The organism is Trinickia soli (assembly GCF_002879855.1).
Taxonomy (GTDB): domain Bacteria; phylum Pseudomonadota; class Gammaproteobacteria; order Burkholderiales; family Burkholderiaceae; genus Trinickia; species Trinickia soli.
In genome coordinates, this window is the sequence record NZ_PNYB01000006.1 from 266,697 (window position 1) to 277,935 (window position 11,239).

At 63.3% G+C, this 11,239-nt stretch carries 10 protein-coding genes; all 10 read right to left on the reverse strand.

Annotated features, from left to right (window positions below; translation table 11 throughout):
• Positions 1-21 precede the first annotated feature (21 nt).
• Positions 22-1,191: a phospho-N-acetylmuramoyl-pentapeptide-transferase gene (gene mraY / locus C0Z19_RS09680; RefSeq protein WP_102609586.1), complete on the reverse strand. Its 1,170-nt coding sequence runs from the start codon at positions 1,189-1,191 to the stop codon at positions 22-24.
• Between the two features lie 15 nt (positions 1,192-1,206).
• Complete coding sequence (locus C0Z19_RS09685; protein WP_102609587.1) at positions 1,207-2,670, reverse strand: UDP-N-acetylmuramoyl-tripeptide--D-alanyl-D-alanine ligase; 1,464 nt, start codon at positions 2,668-2,670, stop codon at positions 1,207-1,209.
• A complete protein-coding gene (locus tag C0Z19_RS09690; protein ID WP_102609588.1) occupies positions 2,667-4,208 on the reverse strand; it encodes a UDP-N-acetylmuramoyl-L-alanyl-D-glutamate--2,6-diaminopimelate ligase in 1,542 nt (513 codons plus the stop codon). The genes C0Z19_RS09685 and C0Z19_RS09690 overlap by 4 nt, the downstream gene beginning before the upstream one ends.
• Positions 4,205-6,058, reverse strand: a complete 1,854-nt coding sequence (locus C0Z19_RS09695; protein ID WP_102609589.1) for a peptidoglycan D,D-transpeptidase FtsI family protein — start codon at positions 6,056-6,058, stop codon at positions 4,205-4,207. Before C0Z19_RS09695 ends, C0Z19_RS09690 begins: the two co-directional genes overlap by 4 nt.
• Positions 6,055-6,465 (reverse strand): cell division protein FtsL, encoded by a 411-nt coding sequence (gene ftsL, locus C0Z19_RS09700; protein WP_102609590.1) that lies wholly within the window; start codon positions 6,463-6,465, stop codon positions 6,055-6,057. Before ftsL ends, C0Z19_RS09695 begins: the two co-directional genes overlap by 4 nt.
• Positions 6,462-7,403, reverse strand: coding sequence for a 16S rRNA (cytosine(1402)-N(4))-methyltransferase RsmH (gene rsmH, locus C0Z19_RS09705; RefSeq protein ID WP_102609591.1), 942 nt, complete (start codon positions 7,401-7,403; stop codon positions 6,462-6,464). The genes ftsL and rsmH overlap by 4 nt, the downstream gene beginning before the upstream one ends.
• A 25-nt stretch (positions 7,404-7,428) precedes the next feature.
• A complete protein-coding gene (gene mraZ / locus C0Z19_RS09710) occupies positions 7,429-7,857 on the reverse strand; it encodes a division/cell wall cluster transcriptional repressor MraZ (RefSeq protein WP_102609592.1) in 429 nt (142 codons plus the stop codon).
• Between the two features lie 377 nt (positions 7,858-8,234).
• Positions 8,235-8,876 carry a 2-polyprenyl-3-methyl-6-methoxy-1,4-benzoquinone monooxygenase gene (gene coq7 / locus C0Z19_RS09715; RefSeq protein ID WP_102609619.1) on the reverse strand — a complete coding sequence of 214 codons (642 nt, stop codon included), beginning with the start codon at positions 8,874-8,876 and terminating at the stop codon, positions 8,235-8,237.
• A gap of 197 nt (positions 8,877-9,073) precedes the next feature.
• Positions 9,074-10,786 carry a long-chain fatty acid--CoA ligase gene (locus tag C0Z19_RS09720; protein WP_102609593.1) on the reverse strand — a complete coding sequence of 571 codons (1,713 nt, stop codon included), beginning with the start codon at positions 10,784-10,786 and terminating at the stop codon, positions 9,074-9,076.
• Positions 10,787-10,907: 121 nt separating this feature from the next.
• Positions 10,908-11,239, reverse strand: a 332-nt coding sequence (locus tag C0Z19_RS09725; RefSeq protein WP_332882210.1) for a molybdopterin dinucleotide binding domain-containing protein, incomplete at its 5' end; no start/stop codon positions are given.

The following is an 11,239-nucleotide window of genomic DNA, read 5'->3' on the forward strand; positions in this document are numbered from 1 at the left end:
TTTGCGTGGCACATCAGCCGATCAGCGCAACTTCAACGTCGAGAGCCCGAACAGACAGAGCATCAACGTGATGATCCAGAACCGCACGACCACCTGCGTCTCTTTCCACCCCGACAACTCGAAGTGGTGGTGCAGCGGCGCCATTTTGAAGATGCGCCGGCCTTCGCCGTAGCGCCGCTTCGTGTACTTGAACCAGACGACCTGCAGCATGACCGACAGCGTCTCTGCCACGAAGATGCCGCCCATGATGAACAGGACAATCTCCTGACGAACGATGACGGCGATCGTGCCGAGCGCGCCGCCGAGCGCGAGTGCGCCGACATCGCCCATGAACACCTGCGCCGGGTGCGTGTTGTACCAAAGGAAGGCGAGGCCGGCTCCGCCCATCGCCGAGCAGAAGATCAGCAGCTCGCCCGCGCCCGGGATATGCGGAAACAGCAGGTACTTCGAATAGACCGAGCTGCCCATCACATAGGCGAAGACGCCCAGCGAAGCGCCGACGAGCACCACGGGCATGATCACGAGCCCGTCGAGGCCGTCGGTCAGATTGACGGCATTGCTCGCGCCGACGATGACGAAGTAGGTCAGCGCGATGAAGCCCCACACGCCGAGCGGATAGCTGATCGACTTCAGGAACGGCAGCATCAGATCGGCGCGGGCGGGCAGGCCCATCGACAAGCCGCTGCGCACCCACGCCATGAACAGGTCGAAGACGCGCACGTTGCTTGCCTCCGACACGCTGAAAGCAAGATAAACGGCCGCGAAAACACCGATCACGGACTGCCAGAAGTACTTTTCGCGCGACGACATGCCGCGCGGATCCTTGTATACGACCTTGCGATAATCGTCGACCCAGCCGATCACGCCGAAGCCGAATGTCACGAGCATCACGATCCAAATGAAGCGATTCGTCAAATCGGCCCAAAGCAGCGTCGACACGGCGATGCCGATCAGGATCAGCACGCCGCCCATCGTCGGCGTACCCGATTTGACGAGGTGCGTCTTCGGCCCGTCGGTGCGCACGGCTTGACCGACTTTCATCTCGGTCAGCTTGCGAATCACCCAGGGCCCGCAGACGAGCCCGATCACGAGCGCGGTGATGGTGGCCATCACCGCACGAAACGTCAGATAGCCGAATACGCGCAAAAAGCTTGCGTCGTTCTGCAGCCATTGCGCCAGCACCAGCAGCATGCTTGTCCTTCTCTTTCAATACGCGCCGGGCGAGCCGCCCGACGCTTGGGGTGATTGCGAAACGGTCAGCGCGTCGACGACACGCTCCATCCGCATGAAACGCGAACCCTTGACGAGCACGGTTGCGCTCGCGCCGAAGCCCGCCTGCAGCAAGTGTTCGACGAGCTCTGCGACTTCGCCGAAGTGACGCGTACCGCTCGCCTGTGCGCCCGGCCCTGCGCCGGCCGCCGAAGCGCCTGCGAACGCGGCGCACGATTCGCGAGCAGCGTCGCCGAGCGCAAACAGCGCATCGATGCCGCGCTCACGCGCGTACGCCCCCACTTCACGATGGAATTCGGGGCCGTGGTCGCCCACTTCGCCCATATCGCCCATCACGAGCACGCGCGGTGCGGCGCGTGCCGCCAGCACGTCGATCGCGGCGCGCATCGAATCGGGATTCGCGTTATAGGTGTCGTCGATGACGGTCGCGCCGGCGAGCGCACCGACCGACGCCCGCTTCGTTTGCAACCGCCCCTTCACGGGCGCGAACGCTTCAAGCCCGCGCGCGATCGCGTCGAGCGGTACTTGCGCTGCAATGGCCGCTGCCGTGGCAGCCAACGCATTGCGTGCGTTGTGCTCGCCCAGCACTTGCAGCGTCGCCTCGAACCCGCCGACAGGCGTACGCACGTGCAAACGGTTTCCCTCGAGCCTACCCACGACGGCCGCGGCAGAAGACTCATTCGCACTCGAAGCGTCTTCGAGCAGAAAATCGATGATGCGGTTCCCCGTCGCGGCCACGCGCCAGATGCCGGCATACGGATCGTCGAACGGAAACACGGCCACGCCGTCGGCGGGCAGCGCGTGAATCACGCTCGCATGTTCGAGCGCGACGGCTTCGACCGTCGCCATGAACTCCTGATGCTCGCGCTGCGCATTGTTGACGACGGCGATCGTCGGCAGAGCGATCTTCGCGAGCAGATCGGTTTCGCCCGGGTGATTCATGCCGAGCTCGACGACGGCAAGCCGGTGCGCGGCGCTCAAACGCAGCAGCGTGAGCGGCAGGCCGACATCGTTGTTGAAATTGCCGGCCGTCGCGAGCCGTGACGATTCGCCGACCGCCTCGGCAAAGATCGACGAAATCATTTCTTTGACCGTCGTCTTGCCATTGCTGCCCGTGACGGCGACGAGCGGCACCTTGAAACGACCACGCCAACCGCGCGCGAGCGCGCCGAGCCCTGCGCGCGTGTCTGCGACGACGAGCGCCGGCCCCTTCCACCCATCGGGCAGGCGGGAGACAAGCACCGCGCTGACGCCGCGCGCCGCGACGTCGTGGAGGAAATCGTGCGCATCGAACCGATCACCCTTGAGTGCAACGAACAAATCGCCAGGGCCGACGGTCCGGCTATCGGTGCTGACGCGTTCTACCGTGGCGTCGCCGTCGCCGTGCAGCGCCGCGCCGGGAATCCATTGCGCGGCCTCGCGCAAAGCACACATCGTCATTGCTCGCCCCCTCGCGAATGCGTCGCGCGCGCGCCTAGCGCGAGGCGAGCGTGATCCTGATCGGAGAAGACACGCTTCTTACCCATGATTTCCTGTGTCGCTTCATGTCCCTTGCCGGCCAGCAAGACGACGTCCTCACGCGCGGCCCCGCGCACCGTCTGCAAAATCGCGTTCGCGCGATCTTCAAGGCGGCGCGCGCTCTCCGGATGGCCCATGCCCGCCACGATCTGATCGATGATCGAACGCGGATCTTCGCTGCGCGGGTTGTCGCTCGTCACGACGACGGCGTCCGCCAATCGCTCGGCGATCGCCCCCATGAGCGGCCGCTTCGTCGCATCGCGGTCGCCGCCGCAACCGAACACGCAGATGAGCTGTCCGCCGCGCGCTTGCGCGATCGGGCGCAGTGCTTCGAGCGTCTTTTCGAGCGCATCGGGCGTATGCGCGTAGTCGACGACGACGAGCGGCTCGTCATTGGCAAGCCGTCCGCCGAGCCGCTGCATGCGCCCGTTCACGGGCTCGAGCTTCGAGAGTTGCGCGATTGCATCGGCCAGCGGCACGTCGGCCGCCAACAGCGCGCCAAGCACGCCGAGCAGATTGCTGACATTGAATTCGCCGAGGGTGCCGACCTCGACATCGGCGACGCCCCAATCCGAAGACAGATGAAAGGCCGTTCCCGTCGCAGTGGCGCGCACGTTCGTCGCCACGAGGGCCGCGTGAGCGCTCGGCGCGTCGCTGGCGACGCCAATGCCGTACGCGATCGTCGGCAGGCGCGGCTGAGTGCGGGCGATGAGACGCCGGCCCGCGGCGTCGTCGCGATTGATGACGGCAGTCTTGAGCGTCGGCCAATCGAACAACTTCGCCTTGGCGGCCTCGTAGGCTTCGAAGGTGTGGTGGTAGTCGAGGTGATCCTGCGTCAGGTTCGTGAAGACGGCGATGTCGAAGGCCGTTCCATTCACGCGTCCTTGATGTAAAGCGTGCGACGAGACTTCCATGGCACACGCGCGCGCGCCGGCCGCGACGAGCTGCGCGAGCGAGCGCTGCGTCTGCGGTGCATCGGGCGTCGTGAAGCCCGTATGGGTCAGATGTCCCCACACGCCCGAGCCGAGCGTGCCGATCACGCCGCACGGTTCGCCGAGCGCGGTCAGTGCGGCTGCGATCCATTGCGAAGACGACGTCTTCCCGTTCGTGCCCGTTACGCCGATCATTCGCATCGATTCACTCGGCGCGCCGCACCAGCGGCTTGCGATCTCGCCGGCGAGCTGGTCGAGCCCGGCTACCGCGAGCGAGCAGGCGGGGTCGACATTCCCCGAGAACCCTTCGGGCTGGTACAACACCGCACTGGCGCCGCGCTCGAGCGCAGCCGCGATGTACGATCGGTTGTCGGCACCCTCGACAGCGTAGGCAAAGAAGATGTCGCCCGCGGCAAGCGTGCGCGAATCGCTATGCATGAGGGCGCTCGGCGATGCGTGCCGGCGCAACCAGTCGAGCGTATCGGCAACCTGGCGCTGCATGCGTTCGTCGAAGTTCGGCGTGCTCATCGAACCACCCCCGGATGAGTGCGCGTATCGGCCGAGATGGTCATGGCGCGCGCCGCCACCGGCGCTGCGGCCTTCGTCTCGGCCGCCGCTTTGACCGGGGCCTGGGCGGGATCATCCGAAACGACGAGTTGCTTGACCGGCATATCGGGCGGCACATTCAGCGAACGCAGCGTATCGCCGACGATGCCGGCGAACACCGGGCCCGCCACGTAGCCCCCGAAGTGGCTACCGGCAGTCGGCTCGTCGATCGAGACCGCCACGACGATGCGCGGGTTCGGCATCGGCGCCATGCCGACGAACGACGCGCGATACTTCGAATGATCGTAGCCGTGCCCGGATTGCTTGTAGGCGGTGCCGCTCTTGCCGCCGACGCGGTAGCCCGGCACGGCGGCCTCGGGCGAGGTCCCCGCCGACGACACGACCGATTCAAGCATCGTGCGCACTTCGCGCGCGGTGGTGGGCGAAAAGATTTGCGGGCCCGTTACCGCTTGGTTCGGATCCGTCTTAAAAATCGACACGGGCACGAGCTGGCCGTCGTTCGCAATGGCGGTGTAGGCGCGCGCGAGTTGAAACAGCGATACCGACAGACCGTAGCCATACGCCATCGTCGCCTGCTCGATCCGGCGCCAGCTCTTCCACGGACGCAGCCGCCCCGCCGCCGCCCCGGGGAAACCCACTTTCGGCGCCTGCCCGAACCCGACACTCGTAAACATATTCCACATCTCTTCGGGCTTGAGCGTCATCGCAATTTTCGTCGCCCCGATGTTGCTCGACTTCTGAATCACGCCGCCAACCGTGAGCACCCCGAATGCGCTGTCATCGGTGATGTTCGCACCGTCGAGCGTGAAATGGCCGTTGCCCGTATCGACGAGCGTATTGGGCGTCACGCGATGCAGATCGAGCGCGAGCGAAATGGTAAGCGGCTTCATGATCGAGCCCGGCTCGAACACGTCCGTCAGCGTGCGATTGCGCAGCTGTTCACCCGTCAGTCGCGAGCGATCGTTCGGGTTGTAGGTCGGGTAGTTGACGAGCGCGAGGACATTGCCCGTGCGCACGTCGACGACCACGGCCGCACCCGCTTTCGCCTTCGATTTTTCAACGGCCGCCTTCAGGTTCGAATAGGCGATGTATTGAATCTTGCTGTCGATCGAGAGTTCAACGTCCCTGCCGTTGTGCGGGACAACCTGCTCGTCCACGTCTTCAATGATGTGCCCCATCCGATCCTTGATCACGCGGCGCATGCCGGGCGTACCGGCCAGGATCTTCTGATCGCTGAGCTCGACACCTTCCTGCCCCTCGTCTTCGATATTGGTGAACCCGACCAGATGCGCCGTAATTTCGCCTTCGGGGTAAAAGCGCTTGTACTCGTCACGCTGATAAATCCCGGGAATATCGAGCGCCGCGACTTTTTCAGCGACATCGAGGGGGACCTGACGCTTGACGTAGACGAACGTCTTGTCCTCGGACAGCTTCGCGTGAAGCTCCTTCTGCGTGAGGCCGAGCAATTTGCCGAGTGCAGCGATCTTGCTCTGATCGATATCGTCGGGAACCGACTCGGGGATCGCCCAGATAGCGCGCACAGGCAAACTCGTCGCGAGGACGAGTCCGTTGCGGTCAAGCACCTTGCCGCGCGTGGCAGGCAGCTCGATCGTGCGCTCGTAACGGCTTTCGCCCTGCTTTTGATAGAACGCGTTGCCGGGACCTTGAATCCAGAACGCGCGAGCGGCCAACGCGACGAACGCCATGAACAGCATGAACACGACGAGCTTCGAACGCCATAGCGGCAAGCGCACGGACAGGACCGGGCTCGACGAGAACGTGACGCTTTTCGTCTTCGACACCTGCTTCATCGCGTGCCTCCGCGGTTGGCGGGGCGGCTCGGCTGCCTCAACGGGGCACGAGAGGCGGGGCGCTTGACCGTACGAGCGGTGGTTGGCGCGGGCGCGCTTGCCGGCATCGTTGGGATCGGTGCGTTCGCGGCCACACTTGCGCCGGGCGCGAGCGTCAGGAATTGCGTGTCGCCCGTCGACGCCGGTTGCATCTTCAAGGTATCGGTAGCCAACTGCTCGATGCGGGACGTCTTCGACAGCGCGCTCTGTTGATATTGCAACTGCGCATAGTCCTGCTGCAGCTGACGCTCCTCCGACTGTGCGCGCTCGAGTTGCACGAACAATTGCCGCTGTTGATTCGTGGCATTGACGACGGAAAGCGCACAACCCAAAAGGACGATCAATAGGAAGATATTGAGGCGGTTCATGGCGCGACGCGCTCCGCGACGCGCATGACCGCCGAGCGAGCACGCGGGTTGGCGGCGACTTCGGCGGCGCTCGCGAAAACGCGCCCGATGATCTTCATGGGCGCGGAGGGCAGATCGACGGCACGAATCGGCAAGCGACGGTCGACCGCAGGCGCGGCTGATTGCGCCTGCATGAATCGCTTCACGATTCGATCCTCGAGCGAATGAAAGCTGATGACCACCAGCCGGCCCCCTTGCTCCAACGACGATAACGCCGCCTCTAAAACGACTTGCAACTCCGCAAGCTCTTGATTGACGTGAATCCGTATAGCCTGAAAGGTGCGGGTGGCCGGATCCTTGCCCTTCTCACGGGTCTTGACTGCGCGAGCCACGATTTCGGCAAGCTCCCCCGTGCTGACGAGAGGCCCAAGACGGTCGGACTCTGCCCGGCGAGCAACAAGCGCCTTTGCAATCTGAACAGCAAACCGTTCTTCCCCATAATCTCGAATGACCTCCGTCAGTTCCTGCTGACTCGCCCGCGCCAGCCACTCGGCGGCAGATTCGCCGCGCGTCGGGTCCATCCGCATGTCGAGCGGGCCGTCGGCGCGAAAGCTGAAACCGCGCGACGGGTCGTCGAGTTGCGGCGACGACACGCCCAAGTCCAGCAATACTCCGGCTACCCGTTCGACCCCTCGCGCCGCCAACGCGGGCCCCAACGACGCGAAACTCTCATGCACGATCTCGAAACGCGGATCCGCAATCGCACTTGCCGTCGCGATCGCTTGCGGGTCTTTGTCGAACGCGATCAGGCGACCGCGCTCCGCGAGCCGCGCAAGCACGGCACGGCTATGGCCGCCGCGCCCGAACGTGCCGTCGACGTAGACGCCATCCGCACGCGTGACCAACGCATTGACCGCTTCATCCAACAGCACCGTGCGGTGCTGCAATTCGTTTTCCATCGCAGCGTCCTATTTCAAACCGCGATCAAAACGTGAAATTCTTCAACGCGTCCGGCATGCCTTGGGCCATCGCCGCTTGCTCCTTGGCCGCGTAGGTTTGCGCGTCCCACAGCTCGAAGTGACTTCCCATGCCAAGCAACATGACTTCCTTTTCCAACCCTGCGGCCATGCGCAATTCCGGCGAAACGAGAATGCGTCCCGCGCTGTCGAGATCGACGTCGGAGGCGTTACCGAGAAAAATGCGTCGCCACCAATGGGCGTCCATCGGCAATGCGGCGATCTTGGTGCGGAAGACTTCCCATTCGGGGCGGGGAAACAGCAACAGGCAGCCATCCGGGTGCTTTGTCAGCGTCACCCGTCCTTGTGCCTCGCCTTGCAGCGCCTCGCGATATCGAGAGGGCACGGACATGCGCCCCTTCGCATCGAGCGTCAGCGCCGACGCCCCTTGAAACACCCTTCGCTCCCCTTCGAGGCTCTACGCCCCGCTCTCAACAAAACCGGCCGAAAAGATCCGAACAATCCACAAAAATACACTTTCTCACACTGTCTCCCACTTTAGAGTAACGCCCCAGGCCGGTCAAGGGAGAAAACCACTTTTTCGGAGAATTTTGTTTGTAAGAACAAGGACTTACGAGCGCTCTTTCGCGTAAGAGCAGAAAACCGAAAATCGTTATAAAAGAACGAACTACTGCGTGATGTGAATGTGATACGTGAGAAGCTCGCGGCAGGCGCCGAGCTTATAAGCCCGGAACCCGAGGTCGGTGGGATGAAAAGCGAAACTGGTCGAGAACGAACGACGAGCGACGCGAGCGCGCCGCTCCCACTGCAAGTTCAGACGTAATAAGCCGTTTGCGTCATGACCTTCGACGCGGCGCGCATCAATGCCTTGACCGGCATGGGCAGTTCCACACCGCCCGCATTGATGGCCGATTGGCCATGCATCCGCTCGTCGTCACGCATTTGTTCGACGATTGCCCGCGAGTGCCGATCGGCTTCGGGCAGCGTCTGCAGATGCCCTTCCAGATGGCGCTCCACCTGACGCTCCGTCTCGGCCATGAAACCGAGGCTTACCTTATCGCCAAGACAGCCGGCGGCGAACCCTATCGCAAGCGCCCCAGTGTACCAGAGGGGATTGAGCAGGCTTGGACGCGAGTCGAGTTCGCGCAAGCGCGCCGCTGTCCACGCAAGGTGGTCCTCCTCCTCGCGCGCGGCATGCTCGAAGGCGTCCTTGAGCTGCGGCGAACGCGTGGCGATCTTTTGCGCTTGATAGAGCGCCTGCGCGCAAATCTCGCCGACGTGATTCACACGCATCAGCCCTGCCGCATGTGCGCGCTCGGGCAGCGTCATTTCGCTCGTCGCGGCGCCGTTCGCGTCGCCGCTCCTGGGCTGAGGCACGGGCCGGCTCATACGGCTCACGCCAGCGATCGAACGCAACCCACGGTCAAACTCGGTAATCAACTCGTCCAGCGTCATCAGCCTCTCCATACGACGCAGCAAAGCGGCGCTCGCCGAGAGCGCCATTGTGCGACGACCTGCCGCCGACACTCCGAATTGCGTGACGTGCGCGCTTGATGCGGAGCAAACGACGGCTAATCGTGCATTTTAGACGATGTTGTACGACCCATATAGCGTTCGACCGACGCGATCGGCTGTTTTGCCGCACCGGCGCGCTAAGCGCTGCGTGCGTGAACGACGGGCGCCGTGGGTCGCGCAGCGTCGGCGTCGCGCAGCTCGCGACGCAAGATCTTGCCGACGTTGGTCTTCGGCAGCTCCGTGCGAAACTCGACAATCTTGGGCCGCTTATACCCGGTCAGCTGTTCCTTGCAGAAGGCGATGACATCGGCCTGCGTAAGCGCCTGATCCCGCTTGACGATCACGAGCTTGACCGCCTCGCCCGAATGCTCGTCGGGCACGCCGACAGCGGCGACTTCGAGCACCCCGGGATGCTTGGCGACGACATCCTCGATCTCGTTCGGATACACGTTGAATCCCGAGACGAGAATCATGTCCTTCTTGCGGTCGATGATCTTGAAATAGCCGCGTTGATCCATGATGCCGATGTCGCCCGTTTTGAAAAAACCGTCGGCCGTCATCACCTTGGCGGTCTCGTCCGGGCGATTCCAATAGCCGACCATGACCTGCGGGCCGCGGATGCAGATCTCGCCCGCCTGCCCGATCGGCAATTCGTTGCCGTCGTCGTCGCGAATCGAAAGTTCGGTCGACGGGATCGGCACCCCGATGGTCCCGCTGAATTCGGTGGCCGTAACCGGATTGCAGCAAGCGCTCGGCGACGTTTCCGACAAACCATATCCCTCGATGACAGGGACATGCGTGCGGTCATACCAGCGCTTGGCCACCGCCTCCTGCAACGCCATCCCTCCGGCGTTCGCCACCATCAGCTTCGAGAAATCGAGCTTGTCGAAGTCAGGATGATTGAGCACGGCGTTGTAGAGCGTGTTGACGGCCGGGAACGTATTGATCGGAAAGCCCTGCAATTGCTTGATCATGCCTTTGATGTCGCGCGGATTCGGGATCAGGACGCCGAGGCCGCCTGTTCGGACCGTCAACAGCGCGCAAACGGTCAGTGCATAGATGTGATACAGCGGCAGCGCGATCACGTTGATGATCTGCGTCACCTCCGGATGCAGCGCGTGAGCGGGCTCGTGCCAAGCCGCCGATTGCAGTACGTTCGCGACGATGTTTCCGTGCGTCAGCGTGGCACCCTTGGCCACACCGGTGGTGCCACCTGTGTATTGCAGGAAAGCGACGTCGTCGCGCGTGAGCGCAGCCGGGGCGAACGGCAGACGCCCGCCCCGAGCGAGCACGTCGTTGAACCTGATGTGACCGGGCAGGCTCCACGCCGGCACCATCTTCTTCACGCGACGCACGACAAAGTTGACGATGTGCCCCTTCAGGCCCATGAGATCGCCCATGGAGGCGACGACCACATGCTTGATGGCTGAGTTGCGGATGACGGCCTGCAGCGTGACGGCGAAGTTCTCGAGCAGGACGATCGCCTCGGCGCCGCTATCCTTCAACTGATGCTCGAGTTCGCGCGGTGTGTAAAGCGGATTGACGTTGACGACGACATAGCCAGCGCGCAAGACGGCCGCCAGGACCACGGGATATTGCAGCACGTTCGGCATCATGATCGCGACGCGAGCGCCGCGGGCCAGCCCCTTCGATTGCAACCACGCAGCAACCTTCTGCGAAAGCGTGTCGAGTTCGCCGTAGGTAATCGACTTGCCCATGCAGACGAAGGCCTTCGCGGCACGGTACTTCCGAAAGCTATCCTCGAGCAATTCGCCGACTGACGTGTAAGCCGACGGATCGATCTCGGCGGGGACGCCGGGCGGATACGAAGTCAACCAGATTTTTTCCATGCGGCGTCTCCCTGACATTTTCGAATGGTCGTGCTAAAAGGCGCATCCTAGCCCGTAGCCTCTCTCGAAACAACCGAATTAGATACCGACCTCGAACTTTGAAGAACTGCTTGCACCACATTCAGACGCTTGCGGGCTCCACCTCTACGAGGCAATCGTAGAAAGTGGCCGAGCCGCCGAGGTCCGTCAGCGCCTGGCTCGTGACCTGGTTGGCGTTGCACCCGTCCGGTGCAAGCTTTTTCCACCAGATGGATAAGCCGACGACGAGTCCTTCGCGCGCGCGGTCCGTGACACGCGCCCGCGCGACGAAAGCGCCGCGATCGTTACGAATCCGCACCATCTCGCCGTCGCTGATGCCGCGCGCGACCGCGTCTGTCGGATGAATATCCAGATGCGGCTCGCGCTCGCTGTCGCGCAGGCTATCGATATTGACGAAGGTGCTGTTCAGGAAGT